This is a genomic window from Cryobacterium sp., from assembly GCF_026786305.1.
GTDB lineage: Bacteria > Actinomycetota > Actinomycetes > Actinomycetales > Microbacteriaceae > Cryobacterium.
On record NZ_JAJAYI010000064.1, the window covers coordinates 96,157 to 112,031 of the forward strand.

Sequence of the window (15,875 nt, forward strand, 5' to 3'; positions counted from 1 at the left end):
CGCGAGCTATCGTGCGAAGGCGCCCGCGCGGATAAACGGTACACGGACTTCCTCATCGGTCAGCGAGCCGTGCTGCCCGATCATTCCGCGGGCCTTCTGGTTCGCCGGTCGGGAGTCGTAATAGGCGATCGACTTGCGGGCGGCCACGAGCACATCGCCGATGCGCGGCAACACTTCGTCGGCCACCCGGCCGTACAGTCCGGCCGCCACGGCTTCGGCGCGGGTGTAGACCCAGGCGCGGTCACCCTGGGACGCTCGCCAGGCATCCGCCAGTGTGTCAGCGGTCACCGTGGACTGCCGCGGCTCGAGATAGAGCTGCACGCAGCGTGGGTCCCCCGCGACGTGGCGCACGCCGGCAACCAACGCGGGCTCGGTGTCGAACAACACGTGTTTGGTGCTCGGTACATCGATCACTCCGTGATCGGCAGTGAGCAGCAGACCCTCGTCGGAGCGGAGCGTCGCCGCAAAACGGGTGACCTCGGAGTCGAGGTTCTCGAGCTCGGCCAGCCACCGGTCGGATTCCCAACCGTGAGTGTGCGCGGCGACGTCGAGCTCGGCCACGTAGAGGTAGATCAGCGCGGTCGGGTTGTCGGTGAGGATGCTGCGCGCGGCGGCGAAGCGATCGGCCACCTTCTCGGCGGGAACGTACCGGGCGCCGCGCAGCACCGCCTGCGTGAAGCCGGAGGCCACGAAGCGTTTAGGGCCGATGGCGAAGCTCGGCACGTTCTCGTCGGCGGCTCGGTCGAAGATGGTGCGGGCGCGCTGCCAGGTGGCCGGCTGCATGCCGTCATCCCAGCCGGTAAGCTGGTTCACCACCCGGTCGCGGGCCCCATCGAGCACCTGGTATCCGACCAGGCCATGTTGGCCCGGTTCTACCCCGGTGGTCAGGGTCGCGATTCCCGCGGCCGTCGTGGCCGGGAACACCCCGTCGATGATGCTGGACTTGTTGAGACGACCCGACAGGAACCGGGCATGTCCGGCGCGGGCCCGGATCGAACTGACGCCGAGTCCGTCGGCCAGAATCACGACCGCCTTGCGCACCGCGGGCAGGCCCAGCGGATTCGGCCTGGCGCAGACAGCATCGAGGGAACTGGTGAGAACATCGGCAAGGCGCAAAGCACTGAATTGGCGGGCCGGTAGCATGGTGGGCATCGGGTCTCATTCTTTCACAGGGAGGAGCCCGAGCCCTCCAGCGCTCTCGCGAGCGCTCCCTACCCAGTGCAGCGGTGGCCGGTTCGATCGGTTGCCGCCGCACGCTTGAAGCAGAATTCACAATGAGCCGCTCAGACAGCACCCCACCAGCCACCAGCACAGCTGGCACCGAACGAATTGAAGACGTCGATGTGTCGGTTGAGATGCAGGGGTCCTTCCTCGAGTATGCCTATTCGGTGATTTACTCCCGGGCCCTGCCCGACGCCCGGGACGGCTTGAAACCGGTGCAGCGTCGCATCCTTTACCAGATGAGCGAAATGGGGCTCCGCCCCGACAAGGGCCACGTGAAGAGCGCCCGCGTCGTCGGGGAGGTGATGGGCAAGCTGCACCCGCACGGTGACACCGCGATCTATGACGCCCTCGTACGCATGGCCCAGTCTTTCTCGCTGCGGGTGCCGCTCATCGACGGGCACGGCAACTTTGGTTCCCTCGACGACGGACCGGCCGCGCCCCGGTACACCGAAGCTCGTCTGGCGGCCCCGGCACTGGCGATGACCGAGAATCTCGACGAGGACGTTGTCGATTTCGTGCCCAACTACGACAATCAGCTCACTCAGCCCGACGTACTGCCGGCCGCCTACCCCAACCTGCTCGTCAACGGCACGAGCGGCATCGCCGTCGGCATGGCCACCAATATGGCCCCGCACAACCTGATCGAGGTCGTCGGGGCCGCCCGGCACCTGCTGGCCCACCCGAACGCGAACCTCGACGACGTCATGGAGTTCGTGCCAGGACCCGACCTTCCCACCGGTGGAACCATCGTCGGCCTGGCCGGTATCAAGGATGCCTACAACACCGGCCGCGGCAGCTTCAAGACCCGCGCCCGCGTCTCGGTCGAGGCGATCAGCGCCCGCAAAACCGGACTTGTCGTGACCGAGCTTCCCTACCTGGTCGGCCCGGAAAAGGTGATCGAGAAGATCAAGGACGGCGTCAACTCGAAGAAGCTCAGCGGAATCTCAGATGTCACCGACCTCACTGACCGCACCAAGGGATTGCGCCTGGTGATCGGCATCAAGACCGGGTTCAGTCCCGACGCCGTGCTCGAGCAGCTCTACCGGTACACGCCGCTCGAAGACTCGTTCAACATCAACGCGGTCGCCCTGGTCGATGGCGCCCCGCAGACCCTTAGCCTGCTCGAACTGCTGCACGTCTACGTCAACCATCGCATCGAGGTCGTCACGCGTCGTTACGCCTACCGGCTGGCCCGACGCAAGGAGCGTTTGCACCTCGTGCTCGGGCTGCTCGTGGCGATTCTCGACATCGACGAGGTCATCCAGGTTATTCGGGCAAGCGACGACACCGAACAGGCCCGGACCAAACTTATCGACGTGTTCGACCTCAGCCAGATCCAGGCCGAGTACATTCTCGAATTGCGGCTGCGGCGCCTGACCAAGTTCTCCCGCATTGAGCTCGAAGCCGAACGTGACCAGTTGCTCGCCGAGATCGCCAAGCTGGAGAAGTTGCTGGCATCCAAGGCCGCCATCCGCACGCTGGTCTCCGAGGAACTGGGCGCTGTGGCCGAGAAGTTCGGCACCCCGCGTCGCACGGTGCTGACCGAGGCCAAGCCGAGCATCGCGGGCCTGTCGGCGGCTGCCGCCAAACGCCAGGCTGCCGTGCTCGAGGTGCAGAACATTCCGACCAGGGTCTTTCTGAGCGTGACCGGGCGCATCGCCCGGGTCGACCTGGTCGCGGTCGACGACGCCGTGCCGCCGCGCATCCAGCCGCCGCAGCGCCGCAGCAAGCACGATGCCGTACTATCGACGCTCGACACGACGAGTCGCACCGAGGTGGGCGCGGTGACCAACCGGGGCCGGCTCATCCGCTTCTCCCCCGTTGATCTTCCGGTGATGCCGACGACGTCGATTCAGCTCGCGGCCGGCGTGCGCATTAGCGAGTACCTCGTGCTGCCCGACCCGAAGGAGCAGGTGCTCGCGATAGTCTCGCTCGACTCGGATCAGGCGATCGCACTCGGCACCCGGCAGGGCGTCGTCAAACGGGTCGCCCCGAACGACTGGGCCAACAAGCCGGACTTCGAGATCATCGCGCTCAAGCCCAAGGACGAGGTGGTCGGCGCGGTGCAGGGTGCCGAGAACGACGACCTCGTCTTCATCACCTCGGATGCGCAACTGTTGCGATTCACCGCTGCTGGTGTGCGGCCGCAGGGCAGAGCGGCTGGCGGCATGGCCGGCATCAAGCTGACGCCGGGCGAGACGGTCGTGTTCTTCACGAGTCTGTCGGCCGATGACGTTGCGACGGCCGTGGTGGCCACGGTGGCGGCGAGTAGCCAGACTTTGCCCGGAACCGACCCGGGCAGCGCTAAACAAAGCGATTTCTCCGAATACCCGACCAAGGGTCGGGCGACCGGCGGAGTGCGAGCCCAGCGTTTTCTCAAGGGCGAGGACACTATCGCGGCGGCCTGGGTCGGCCGCAGTCCGGCCCGTGCCGTCGGACCGGACGGTACGCCACGGAGCCTGCCGGCGTCGGGGTCGCGCCGCGACGCCTCCGGCGTCATGCTCGACGCGATCATCGACGCGATCGGCACCGAAATCTAGCGTAGATCGTGCAGAAACCGGCTGAGCGCAGCGCGCGCACCGCAAAGGGTTAGACGTCGATGCGGTCTCGGGAGAGTTTGTCGGAGCTGTCGATGATGAACTCCTTGCGCGGGGCGACGTCGTTGCCCATGAGTAACTCGAACACCCTTCCAGCGGCTTCGGCATCGTCGACGCGCACTCGCCGCAGCGTGCGGTGGGCCCGCTCCATGGTTGTGGTCGCGAGCTGGTCGGCATCCATTTCACCGAGGCCCTTATAGCGCTGGATCGGGTCCTGGTAGCGCCGGTTCTTCTTCTCCAGCGCACCCAGCACCGAGTGCAGTTCGGTCTCGGAGTAGGTGTAGATGGTCTCATTGGGTTTGCTGCCGGGATTCATCACGACGACCCGGTGCAGCGGCGGAACGGCAGCGAAAACGCGGCCCTCGGTGATCATCGGCCGCATGTAGCGGAAGAACAGCGTGAGGAGCAGGGTGCGAATGTGGGCGCCGTCGACGTCGGCGTCGCTCATGATGATCACCTTGCCGTAGCGTGCCGCCGACAGGTCGAAGCTGCGACCAGAACCGGCCCCGATCACTTGGATGATTGAGGCACACTCGGTGTTGGAGAGCATGTCGGCGACGGACGCCTTCTGCACGTTCAGGATTTTGCCGCGGATCGGCAGCAGCGCCTGGTGCTCGCTGTCGCGGGCGAGCTTGGCGGTGCCGAGGGCCGAGTCACCCTCAACGATGAACAGTTCACTCGTTGACACGTCATTGCTGCGGCAGTCGACCAACTTCGCCGGTAGTGACGAACTTTCCAGGGCATTTTTGCGACGCTGGGTTTCCTTGTGCGCCCGGGCGGAGATGCGCGACTTCATCTCGGCGACGATCTTGTCAAGCAGCAGCGCTGACTGGGTCTTATCGTCGCGTTTCGGCGAGGCGTATCTCTCGGCCATGGCCGTCGCGACGACGTTCGCGACGATCGCCCGCACCGCGGGGGTGCCGAGCACTTCCTTGGTCTGACCCTCGAACTGTGGTTCGGGCAGGCGTACGGTGAGCACGGCGGTGAGGCCTGCCATGACATCGTCCTTGTCAAGCTTGTCGCTGCCCACCTTGAGCCTCCGGGCGTTCAGGTCAACCTGGCCGCGCAGAAATTTGAGCAGCCCGGCGTCGAAGCCGGCCTGGTGGGTGCCGCCCTTGGGCGTGGCGATGATGTTGACGAAGCTCTGCACGATCGTGTCGTAGCCGGTCCCCCAGCGCAGGGCGATATCCACCTGGCAGTCGCGCACGAGCTCGGTCGGCACCATGGCGCCCTTCTCGGTGAGCACGGGCACCGTCTCGCTGAAGGATCCGCTGCCGGTCAGTCTCCAGGTGTCGGTGATCGGGGCATCCGTGGCGAGGTGTTCGACGAATTCGGAGATGCCGCCGTCGAACTGGAACAGGCTCGTCACCGGTTCATCGGTGCGTCGGTCGGCGACCTCGATGGCGAGCCCGGGAACGAGGAAAGCCGTCTGGCGGGCCCGGTTGAGCACCTCGTCGGTGTGGAACGTGGCGCCCTTGGTGAAGATCTGCCGGTCGGCCCAGTAGCGAATCCGAGTTCCCGTGACACCCCGCTTGACCTTGCCAATCACCCGGAGTTCACTGCGATTCTCGAACGGGCTGAACGGGGCATCGGGGCTTTTCTCGCCCGAATCGGCAAACAGGCCCGGTTCGCCGCGGTGAAACGACATGGCCCAGGTCTTGCCGTCGCGGTCGACCTCGACGTCGAGGCGCTCAGAGAGGGCGTTGACAACGGATGCTCCCACGCCGTGCAGGCCGCCCGACGCGGCATAGGATCCGCTGCCGAACTTTCCGCCCGCGTGCAGCTTGGTGAACACGACCTCGACGCCGGTCAGGCCGGTCTTGGGTTCGATATCGACTGGTATTCCGCGGGCCGTGTCACACACCTCGACGCTGTGGTCGGGGTGTAACTCAATGCTGATGCTGGCACCGTGCCCACCCAGGGCCTCATCGACGGAATTGTCGATGATCTCCCACAGGCAGTGCATCAGTCCACGCGAGTCGGTGGAACCGATGTACATGCCGGGGCGTTTACGCACTGCCTCCAGACCCTCAAGGACCGACAGGTGGCGCGCGGAATAGTCAGAGCTCACAACAATCAAGAATACCGGCCCCGACCGGCAATCTTTCGCGCCGGGCTGCCCGGTGGCGGCTCAGAGCCCGGCATGACGCGTCTACGCGGTAAGCGAAATACCGGCCGTTCATCTCGTCTTTGACCCCTTGGCGTGCTTACATTAGCAACGAGGGTTCATGCAATTAACTCTGGAGGAGGAGAATATGTCCCAGATCGCCACCGGAAATGGTGCTGTAGATAACCAGGGCGCCCCCCACCAGCTCACCGCAGCCGACCGCTGCGACGCTTGCGGCGCCCAGGCTTACATTCGCGTCGTCGTGAAGAACAGCGAACTGCTGTTCTGCGCCCACCACGGCCGAAAGCACCAAGAGAAGCTCGCGAGCATTGCCGAAAGCTGGCACGACGAGTCAAGTCGTCTGCTGGAAGATCAGCGTTCCTAGCTGATCCGGACTTCGAGCCGAACGAGAACGAACGCCGCGCAGGCGGCTGGCGGAGGCCAGCTTCCTGCGCGGTTTTCTTGGCTCACGCACATCGTCATCCGGGCACGTTATTCCACCGGTTGCCCCAAGCGCGCGGCCACCTGGTTGCGTGCGGCCTGCGCGGTCTCATCAACGAATTCCGCCCTGGCACCTCGCGCATACTCGAGTCCGTGGCGGGTGAACGCAGCCCGCAGCAGGTGGTCCGCGAGTGCGGGATTGCGCGCGAGAACCGGGCCGTGCAGGTGGGTGCAGAACACCTCTCCCATGGTCAGTCCCTCGATCAGCGGACCGGACGCTCGGTAACCGTTTCCGGTCCCGTAGAGCACACGTCCGAGCGGGCTGGCTTCGGCGCCGATGTAGTCACGGGCGTGGTTCTCGAACCCGATCAACCTGCCATATTTTGAGGCGACAATGATGTCGTCGGTGGCGCGAGCCGCCCGCGGCGCGGCCTGACCGGCCACGAGCCCGAGGCCCTCAATAACGGTGCCGTCGGCACGGTCGATGCCCCAGCTCAGCAGTTCCCAGCCGGTACCGACGGCCAGCACGGGCACTTTGGAGTTGGACCAGACTCGAAGCTCCTGGACCAGGGTACGCAGCGCGTCGCGGGCCGGCAGGATCGCAGCATCCGTTCCCGAACCGATCGACACAGCGTCGACCTGTTCGGGCAGGTCGGCACGGCAGTGCACGTCGACGACCTGCGCGTCGTGGCCGCCCCAGCGAATCCGTTGCGCGAGCACCCGGGCATTGCCGGCATCTCCATTGGTGTCGAGCAGGCGGGGCAGCAGCGATACGACAGTGAACGGCCGCTGAAGCGAAGTGGCGGTCATTTACGATTCCTCAGCATTGGAGACGAGGCCGAGGTGGGCGCGGGTGCGCCGCATACCGTCGGCGGAGAAGATAATGGTTTTCACCCCGGATGCGGGATCAGGCAGCGCCAGGAACGCGTCGAGGGCAGTCGGGACATCGGGTTCGATGCGGTCGACCTGCACATTGTCATAGGCGAGCTGCAGGGCGATGTCGTGCGCCTTGAGCCCCGAGGCGATGAGCACGTGGCGGAGCCCGGAGGTGTCCACCGGCCAGAAATAGGACGGGTCGCGCACATCGGATCCGATGATCACCAGAATCTGCTCGGTGTCGGCCTCGAGGCTGTCGACGTTGAGCTGAAAGCTTGACGGGTTTTGCACGAGTACGAACTCGATGGTCTTTCCGCCAACGGTGACGACCTCGCCGCGACCGAAGACGGCCGGCATGGCCGACAGCGAGGCACAGGCGACGGTGGGATCGAAACGTTCCCCCAGCGTCGCCTGGGCCGTGCACAATGCGGTCAGTGCGTCGACGGCATAGTGAATGCCGCGGGCCGGTAAGCGGATGCTGTGCCCGTCCGTGCCAAATTCCACGGCAGCGTCCCGGCCGACCACGCGTGTCAGCTGCAGCCCGATACCGGTGGGCAGGCGATTCGGTGTGGTCTCGGCGTAGCCGAGTCCGCGGGGATACTGGCCGAGAACGGCGGGGGTCACGCCGTAACGGGCAACCCGCACGGTCGGTTCGAGGGCCGAGCCGAGCTCGGCCAGATAGCGGTCATCGGCGTTGAGCACCACGGTTTCCGTGGCCCGAGTGGCGATTTTCGCGAGCAGGGCAGCGACCATCTCGGAGTCGTGAAAGCGATCGATCTGATCGACCATGACGTTGGTGAGGGCGACAACTCGCGGGTTCAACGACCCGGCGATGAACGCGCCGTGGCCTTCGTCCATTTCGAGCACGGCCACATCCCCGGCGATTCGCCCGGACAGGCCGACCCGTTCCAGGAGGGCGCTGGTCAACCCCTGGCTGATGTTCGCCGTTGACTGGTTGGTGAACACGGTCAGGCCGTGGGCCCGCAGAACGGCGACGAGCATCTTTGTCGCCGTTGATTTGCCGCTGGACCCGGTCACGATCACCAGCCCGAGGGGGAAGCCGTTGAGCGTCGCGGCCAAGAAGCCCGGGGCGATGCGGTTGACCACGACCCCGGGGATGGCTGAGCCACCGCCCGGCTTGCGCCAGCGGGCCAACACTCGAACGGCTCGACCGACCAAAATTGCGGGGGCATACCGAAGGGAACTCACGAAATCGAATTCGAAAGCCGGGGGGACCCTGTCACTGACACGTTTACTCGAGGTAGTCGCGCAGGGACTGCGACCTGGACGGGTGACGAAGCTTAGCCATCGTCTTGGACTCGATCTGGCGAATGCGCTCGCGCGTGACACCGAAGGTGTCACCGATCTGGTCGAGGGTCTTCGGCATGCCGTCGCCGAGGCCGAAGCGCATGCGGATCACACCGGCTTCGCGCTCCGAGAGCGAGTCGAGCAGGCTTTCCAGCTGCTTCTGCAGCATGGTGAAGCCCACGGCATCCGCTGGTACAACGGCCTCGGTGTCTTCGATGAGGTCACCGAATTCGCTGTCGCCGTCTTCACCCAGCGGGGTGTGCAGGGAGATCGGTTCGCGCCCGTACTTCTGCACCTCGACGACCTTTTCGGGCGTCATGTCGAGTTCGCGGCTCAGCTCTTCCGGCGTGGGTTCGCGACCGAGGTCCTGCAGCATCTGGCGCTGTACCCGGGCGAGCTTGTTGATGACCTCGACCATGTGCACCGGAATGCGGATCGTGCGGGCCTGGTCGGCCATGGCGCGGGTGATCGCTTGGCGAATCCACCAGGTGGCATAGGTGCTGAATTTGAAGCCCTTGGTGTAGTCGAACTTCTCCACCGCACGAATGAGGCCGAGGTTGCCCTCCTGGATCAGGTCGAGGAACTGCATGCCACGGCCGGTATACCGCTTGGCGAGCGACACGACGAGACGCAGGTTGGCGCCGAGGAGGTGGCTCTTGGCCCGGGCACCGTCTTTGGCAACCCACTGCAGCTCGCGGCCGAGGGAATTCTTCTTCTCGACGTCGGTCATCTCCGACAGCTTGTCTTCCGCGAACAGCCCGGCTTCGATCCGCATCGCCAACTCGACCTCTTCAGCCGCGTTGAGCAACGCGACCTTACCGATCTGCTTAAGGTAGTCCTTGACCGGGTCAGCCGTGGCGCCGGTGATGGCGCTGGAGTACACCGGAACCTCGTCGTCGTCGTCGACGAGCGAGAGCACGAGGGCCCCGCTGGGAAGCGGTTCCGTTGACGCCGTGCGCTTGGTGCTGTCGTCGTCTGCCTCTTCTTCGTCGGCCTCGGAACCGCCATCAACGTCGGCGTCGTCGTCTTTCTTGACGGATTTCGCCTTGGTGACGCGCTTCTTCGGCGCCGGCTTGTCGGCGACCGCTTCAAGAGCCGCGGACTTCTTCGTCGCTGCGGCCTCGGCGGCAGCGGCTTTCGCAGCTGCAGCCTTGGTGACGGTCTTCTTGACCGGCGGTACTACTACGGGAGTCGTGACGGACTCGTCGGTCACCTCGGTCTTGACGGTGGTTGCCATTCGAACACCTCTCATGCGGAGTCTTACCTGCTTCTGTTGGCCGAAAAGGAGCCAGAAGCGTTTTTGGGCAGAACTTGGACCCATGTCAAGTCCCGGGATACCCATGCCAAAATGATGTCAGCATGCCCCGGACCAGAACGGGTCCTAAAGACAATTATTGCACGGATTGTCTGGACGACAAGCCACGACACGTACTACGATCATCGGTTACGACGTTTCCAGGAGCGTGATAATGCAACCCAAATCGGTGCGACCTCTATTCCCTCATCGCGGGAGAGCTGGCGCCGGGTGCGTACCCGGGCGTGTACCAGAAAACCGACACCAATTCCGATGACGAGATATTGCACCGAAAACGCCACCCGGAACGCGTCGAGCGCGTATAAGTCACGCGCTCCTCCCCCGGCGACGCGCCATCCGTCCTGCAGGTCGAGCAGTAAACCGATCAGGTACATCATGACGAAGCTCGCGGTGAACCCACCGACATTGACAACACCGTTGGCCGAGCCGAGGCTGCGCTGCGGGTTAAAGGTGCGCGCGAAGTCGAAACCGATGAGGGAGCCGGGGCCGCCGATGCCGAGTACCACCAACAACAACACGATCGTCCAGAGTGGCGGAACGCCGGGCCAGAGCAGCACGATCGCCCACGCGCACGCGATGCCCGTCACGATGCCGAGCACGATGTTGCTGCGGCGCAACGGGTGGCGGGCCGTCAGTAGGCCGAGGATCGGTCCGAAGACGAGCCCGGCGCCGACCAACACCGTGAGCATTCCCGCGGCGAAGGCCGGTTCATAGCCGAGACCGTAGACCATGAACGGATAGCCCCAGAGCAGGCTGAACACGGTCCCGGATGACTGCGTCACATAGTGCGACCAGAATCCGAGCTGGGTACCCGGGCGCCGAAAGCTGTGCCGCAGCTGGGTCAGCGCGATGCCGAGGCTGTTGGCGCGCACGTGTTCCGCGACGTCTCTGGGCCGGTCCTGCACGAATATGATGACCACGATCAAGGCAACCACGGCCACGGAAGCTGCCGAGAGAAAGGCCGGAGTCCAGCCGCTCGTGTCCAACAACCACGCCAGGGGAACCGCGGAGAGCACCTGGCCGAGCTGGCCGATGTTACCCATCCACTGCGATAACAGAGGAACGACGCGACCGCTGAACCAGGAACTGATCAGGCGGATCATCGAGATGAAGATGGTCGCATCGCCGGCGCCGACGAGAATGCGGCCGATGACGGCGACCGTGATATCCGGCGCCAGTGCCAGCGTGATCTGGCCGGTCACCATGAGCGTCGTACCGGTGATCATGAGCACCCGCGGGCCGTACCGGTCGATCAACACGCCAACCGGAATCTGCGCGGCAGCATAGACGATGAGCTGCACCACGGCCAGGCTCGAGAGGATGGCTGCCGAGCCGCCGAATCTCTCCGTGGCGGCGACCCCGGCGATTCCCATCGAGGTGCGCTGCAGCACGGCCGACAGGTACGCGAACGACCCGATGATAAAGATCAGAATGGATCGTCGAGAGTTCACTCGATCTAACCTATCCCGTTCACCCGACCGGCAACTTTGGCCGCGGCCGCTGGCGTCTTTCAGCTGCGCCTAGCTGACGGCCCCGTCGTCTCGGCTGCGGCGCAGGGCGAGAAAGTTCTCGAGTTCCGCTGCGATTTCATCGGCCGACGGAAGTTCGCCGTCTTCGTCGGTGAGGGGCGACCGGAGTGGACTGCCTTCCATGTAGGCGTCGTAGCGTTGCTCGAGGGTGCCCACGAGCTTGGCCAGCTCGGGATTGTCTCGCACCTGATCGTCGATGCGCGCGACGAATTCGCGATTGGCTTCACGCAGCCGATCGGTCGGGAAGATCAGACCGGTCGACGCGCTCGTGCTCTCGAGAGCGCTCAGGGCTGCGGCGGGAAACTCGGTATCGCCCAAATAGTGCGGAATGAGTAACACGTACCCGACGGTCGAGGCGCCACGTTCCTGTAGGCGCAATTCCAGCAGGTGCAGGGCGTTGGCCGCGACCTGGGTGTGCGGACGCCAGACCGATCGGTTCTCGATGAGGTCGGAGCGATTACCGCTGACCGTCACGCCGATCGGACGGGTGTGTGGAACGGGCATCGGGATGGCGTGCACCCAGGTCGTCGAGGCGACCGTGAATCGTTCGACGAGCTGCAGCATGGCGGCGGTGAACTGCTCCCACCGGAAGTCCGGTTCGAAGCCGGTCAGGAACAGGAACGGTTGGCCGATCTCGTCGCGGACCAGGTACAGCCGCAGCGCTGGCGGCTGGTAGTTGGTGAGGTGATCCTGGTCGAAGTAAATGATCGGGCGCCGGGCGCGGTAGTCGAGCAGGGTGTCCGTGTCGAACGACGCCACCACGGTGTGCTCCAGTGTGGTCAGGAGGTAGTCGGTGAACTGCGCGACCGCGCCACCGGCATCCGCGAAGCCGGTCAGGCCCATGATCAGGTGTAATCCTTCCGGGACGCCATCGGCGTCTGCGGTGAGTTCGTACAGATCCTCGGGGTCTAACATTTCTTAACTCTAATCCGGGGACCTCATTTCCGCTGTGTTTCGGGGCTTTCACCATCGTGCCCAGAGCGAACAGCCACGACTCGTGCCACGGTTACCATCGAGGTATGACTGTTCCCACACTGTCCCTGTCCACCGAGTCCGCGCGGGGCTCCACCGCCGACATTCTCATCCTGGCGTGCCTCCAAACGGATGATGGGGCGCGGCTGCTCGCGGATGCCACGCTCGGCGACGATCTGATCGCCTCGGTGACGGCTCACCTGCCGCTCCTCAGCGTGACCGGCGCCCGCGACGAGGTCGTGCGCCTGGTGGTCACTGTCGGTACGCCGCGCAGCATCGCCGTTGTCGGGCTCGGACGTGTGGCCAGCACCGACGCCCTTCGCCACGCAGCCGGTGCAGCAGTGCGCCAGCTCACCGGTGCGGCCTCGGTCGCCTTCGCCCTCCCCCTGCGTGACGCCGAGCAGGTCGAAGCAGTCCTCGAGGGTGCGGCCCTCGGCGGCTATTCGTACACGACGTACCGGCACAGTTCACTGGCAGCCGCCAAGGTACCGGCCCACACCGTCGTGGTGCACACCGAGACGCCGGCGGCATCCGCGGTGCAACGGGCAGAGGTCAGCGCCGAGGCGATCCGCCTGGTCAAGGACCTCGTGAACATGCCACCGCTCGACCTCTACCCGGCCTCACTCGCCGACCTGGCGATCGAGGCCGCGAACGGCCTACCACTCGACGTGACGGTTTGGGACGAACAGCAGCTCGTAGCCGACGGGTTTGGCGGCATCGCCGGCGTCGGTGCCGGTTCAACCCGCCCGCCGCGCCTGGTCAAGCTCAGCTACACGCCGAGCGAAGCCAGCAAGCATCTCGCCCTCGTCGGCAAGGGGATCACCTTTGACACCGGCGGCCTCTCGCTCAAGCAGCCGGCATCGATGGTCGGTATGAAGTACGACATGACCGGTGCCGCCACGGTACTTGCCGTGGTGGTCGCCGCCGCCAGACTCCAGCTGCCAGTGCGCATCACCGCGTGGATGTGTATCGCCGAAAACATGCCGTCGGGTTCAGCGATTCGCCCCAACGACGTGCTGCACCTGCGCGGCGGACGCACCGTCGAAGTGCTCAACACGGATGCCGAGGGTCGCCTCGTGCTCGCCGACGGGCTCGTCGCTGCGGCCGAAGAACACCCCGACGCCATAATCGACGTCGCCACCCTCACCGGCGCCGCCGTGGTTGCCCTGGGCAACCGCTATTTCGGCGCGATGGGAGACGATGCTCTCGTGCAGCACGTGCTCGCAGCCAGCGCCGCGGTCGGCGAGACGGCTTGGCCGATGCCGTTTCCGGACGAGTTGCGCGCCACCCTCAATTCCGACGTCGCCGACATCGCCAACGCGAAGATCGGCAGCACGGCCGGAGGAATGCTGCTCGCCGGGGTCTTCTTGCAGGAATTCATCGGAACGGATGCGGCCGGCCAGACGATTCCCTGGGCTCACCTCGACATTGCCGGACCGGCCCAGAATTCCGGACCCGGCTGGGGATTCACAGCCGCCGGACCGACCGGGGTGTCCGTTCGGACGCTTCTCCGACTGGCCGAGGACTTTTCACGCCCGTAGTACAGTCGTAGGGGCAAGAAAAAGCTTGTCAATCCACGCGGCCGATCAGCACGATCTTGTCGGCCGTCGTGACAAAGCATAATGCGCGAGGGAGTAGCTGAGTGTCGGAACAGAATTTTGACATTGTCGTTCTCGGTGGCGGAAGCGGTGGTTACGCAGCAGCGCTGCGTGCCGTGCAGCTGGGATTCACCGTTGGTCTGATCGAGAAGGGCAAACTCGGCGGCACCTGCCTGCACGTCGGTTGCATTCCGACCAAGGCCCTCCTGCACTCGGCCGAGGTCGCCGACGTCAGCCGTGAAGCCGCCAAATACGGCGTCAAGACCGCGTTCGAGGGCATCGATATCGCTGCCGTCACCGCGTTCCGCGAGGGCATCGTCGCGAGCAAGTACAAGGGGCTTCAGGGCCTGATCAAGGCGCGCGGCATCACCGTGGTCGAGGGCGAAGGCCGTTTGGTCTCCCCCACGACCGTACAGGTCGGCGACGACACGATCGTCGGCAAGAACGTCATTCTGGCCACGGGTTCCTATTCCCGTTCGCTGCCCGGCCTCGAAATCGGCGGGCGCGTCATCACGAGCGAGATCGCTCTCGCCCTGGAATACGTTCCCAAGAAGGTCGCCGTGCTCGGCGGCGGCGTCATCGGCGTCGAGTTCGCGAGCATCTGGAAGTCTTTCGGCGCCGACGTCACGATCATCGAAGCATTGCCGCACCTCGTGCCCAACGAGGAAGAGTCGATCTCCAAGCAGTTGGAGCGCGCGTTCCGCAAGCGCGGTATCGAGTATTCTCTCGGCATCCGCTTTCAGAGCGTCACGCAGTCCGACTCGGGCGTTGTCGTCACGCTCGAGAACGGTGCAACCGTTGAGGCCGATCTTCTGCTCGTGGCCGTCGGCCGTGGCCCGGTCACCGCGGGTCTCGGTTTCGACGAAGTCGGCGTCACCATGGACCGTGGGTTCGTCATCACCGACGAGCGCCTCGCCACCAGCATCCCCGGTGTCTACGCGGTGGGCGACATCGTTCCCGGCCTGCAGCTCGCCCACCGCGGCTTTCAACAGGGTATCTTCGTCGCTGAAGAAATCGCCGGAATGAACCCGATCATCGTCGAGGATCTCAACATCCCCAAGGTCACCTACTCTGACCCCGAAGTTGCGTCTGTCGGGTACAGCGAAGCCAAAGCCGCCGACAAGTTCGGTGCCGACCAGATTGCCACCTACGAGTACAACCTCGGTGGAAACGGCAAGAGCTCCATTCTCGGCACTGCCGGGTCGGTCAAGCTTGTGCGAGTCAAGGATGGCCCCATCGTGGGTATTCACATGATCGGCGCCCGCGTCGGTGAGCTCATCGGCGAAGGCCAGCTCGTTGTTAACTGGGAAGCGTACCCGGAGGATGTTGCTCCTTTCTTGCACGCTCACCCGACGCAGAGTGAAGCGATGGGTGAGGCCTTCCTGGCGCTCGCCGGTAAACCGCTTCACGCGATGTAGTCGGTTTTCACCATTTTCATCCAATTTATAGATAAAAAAACGGTTTTGAAGGAGACATGCGCATGAGCGAATCCGTCAGCCTCCCGGCACTCGGTGAGAGTGTTACAGAGGGCACGGTCACCCGCTGGCTCAAAAACCTGGGCGACCGCGTGGAGGTCGACGAGCCGTTGCTCGAGGTATCGACCGACAAGGTGGACACGGAAATTCCGTCCCCGGTCGCCGGCATCATTGAAGCCATCCTGGTGCAGGAAGACGAGACCGTCGAGGTCGGAACTCCTCTCGTCACGATCGGCGATGGATCCGGCGCTGCCGCGCCCGTAGCTGAGGCGCCCGTGGCTGAGGTGGCCGCCCCGGTTGCCGCGCCCGAGCCCGTTGCGGCTCCGGTCGCCACGCCCGAGCCCGTTGCGGCTCCGGTCGCCACGCCCGAGCCCGTTGCGGCTCCGGTCGCCACGCCCGAGCCCGTTGCGGCTCCGGTCGCCACGCCCGAGCC

At 64.8% G+C, this 15,875-nt stretch carries 12 protein-coding genes; 5 read left to right on the forward strand and 7 right to left on the reverse strand.

What is annotated here, in order from left to right:
* Positions 1–6: 6 nt before the first annotated feature.
* Complete coding sequence (locus LH475_RS07170; protein ID WP_297413186.1) at positions 7–1,152, reverse strand: alkaline phosphatase family protein; 1,146 nt, start codon at positions 1,150–1,152, stop codon at positions 7–9.
* Positions 1,153–1,274: 122 nt separating this feature from the next.
* Here LH475_RS07170 and LH475_RS07175 point away from each other — a divergent pair, with 122 nt between their 5' ends.
* Positions 1,275–3,764 carry a DNA topoisomerase IV subunit A gene (locus LH475_RS07175; RefSeq protein ID WP_297413187.1) on the forward strand — a complete coding sequence of 830 codons (2,490 nt, stop codon included), beginning with the start codon at positions 1,275–1,277 and terminating at the stop codon, positions 3,762–3,764.
* Positions 3,765–3,813: 49 nt separating this feature from the next.
* Here the strand turns inward: LH475_RS07175 and LH475_RS07180 are convergent, their stop codons facing one another.
* Positions 3,814–5,892 carry a DNA topoisomerase IV subunit B gene (locus LH475_RS07180; protein WP_196844363.1) on the reverse strand — a complete coding sequence of 693 codons (2,079 nt, stop codon included), beginning with the start codon at positions 5,890–5,892 and terminating at the stop codon, positions 3,814–3,816.
* Positions 5,893–6,076: 184 nt separating this feature from the next.
* On the opposite strand from LH475_RS07180, the gene LH475_RS07185 reads away from it, so the two are divergent.
* The gene (locus LH475_RS07185) at positions 6,077–6,313 is read left to right on the forward strand and encodes a hypothetical protein (RefSeq protein WP_196844364.1); all 237 of its coding nucleotides are present in this window, start codon (positions 6,077–6,079) and stop codon (positions 6,311–6,313) included.
* A 107-nt stretch (positions 6,314–6,420) separates the two neighbouring features.
* Here the strand turns inward: LH475_RS07185 and LH475_RS07190 are convergent, their stop codons facing one another.
* The 5 genes from LH475_RS07190 to LH475_RS07210 all read right to left on the reverse strand — a co-directional run bounded on the left by LH475_RS07190 (position 6,421) and on the right by LH475_RS07210 (position 12,312).
* The gene (locus LH475_RS07190; RefSeq protein ID WP_196844365.1) at positions 6,421–7,179 is read right to left on the reverse strand and encodes a glutamine amidotransferase; all 759 of its coding nucleotides are present in this window, start codon (positions 7,177–7,179) and stop codon (positions 6,421–6,423) included.
* Positions 7,180–8,454 (reverse strand): MurT ligase domain-containing protein, encoded by a 1,275-nt coding sequence (locus tag LH475_RS07195; RefSeq protein ID WP_297413188.1) that lies wholly within the window; start codon positions 8,452–8,454, stop codon positions 7,180–7,182.
* Positions 8,455–8,497: 43 nt separating this feature from the next.
* The gene (locus tag LH475_RS07200) at positions 8,498–9,790 is read right to left on the reverse strand and encodes an RNA polymerase sigma factor (protein WP_297413189.1); all 1,293 of its coding nucleotides are present in this window, start codon (positions 9,788–9,790) and stop codon (positions 8,498–8,500) included.
* Between the two features lie 200 nt (positions 9,791–9,990).
* Positions 9,991–11,319 carry an MFS transporter gene (locus LH475_RS07205; protein WP_297413190.1) on the reverse strand — a complete coding sequence of 443 codons (1,329 nt, stop codon included), beginning with the start codon at positions 11,317–11,319 and terminating at the stop codon, positions 9,991–9,993.
* 69 nt (positions 11,320–11,388) lie between these two features.
* Positions 11,389–12,312 carry a PAC2 family protein gene (locus LH475_RS07210; protein WP_196844368.1) on the reverse strand — a complete coding sequence of 308 codons (924 nt, stop codon included), beginning with the start codon at positions 12,310–12,312 and terminating at the stop codon, positions 11,389–11,391.
* A gap of 104 nt (positions 12,313–12,416) precedes the next feature.
* On the opposite strand from LH475_RS07210, the gene LH475_RS07215 reads away from it, so the two are divergent.
* From LH475_RS07215 to LH475_RS07225, 3 genes are all read left to right on the forward strand, one after another.
* Entirely contained in the window at positions 12,417–13,910 is a 1,494-nt protein-coding gene (locus LH475_RS07215) for a leucyl aminopeptidase (protein ID WP_196844369.1), read from the forward strand.
* Between the two features lie 101 nt (positions 13,911–14,011).
* Complete coding sequence (gene lpdA, locus LH475_RS07220; RefSeq protein ID WP_297413191.1) at positions 14,012–15,385, forward strand: dihydrolipoyl dehydrogenase; 1,374 nt, start codon at positions 14,012–14,014, stop codon at positions 15,383–15,385.
* 62 nt (positions 15,386–15,447) lie between these two features.
* Positions 15,448–15,875: biotin/lipoyl-containing protein (locus LH475_RS07225; protein WP_297413192.1), on the forward strand; the 428-nt coding region annotated here is incomplete at its 3' end.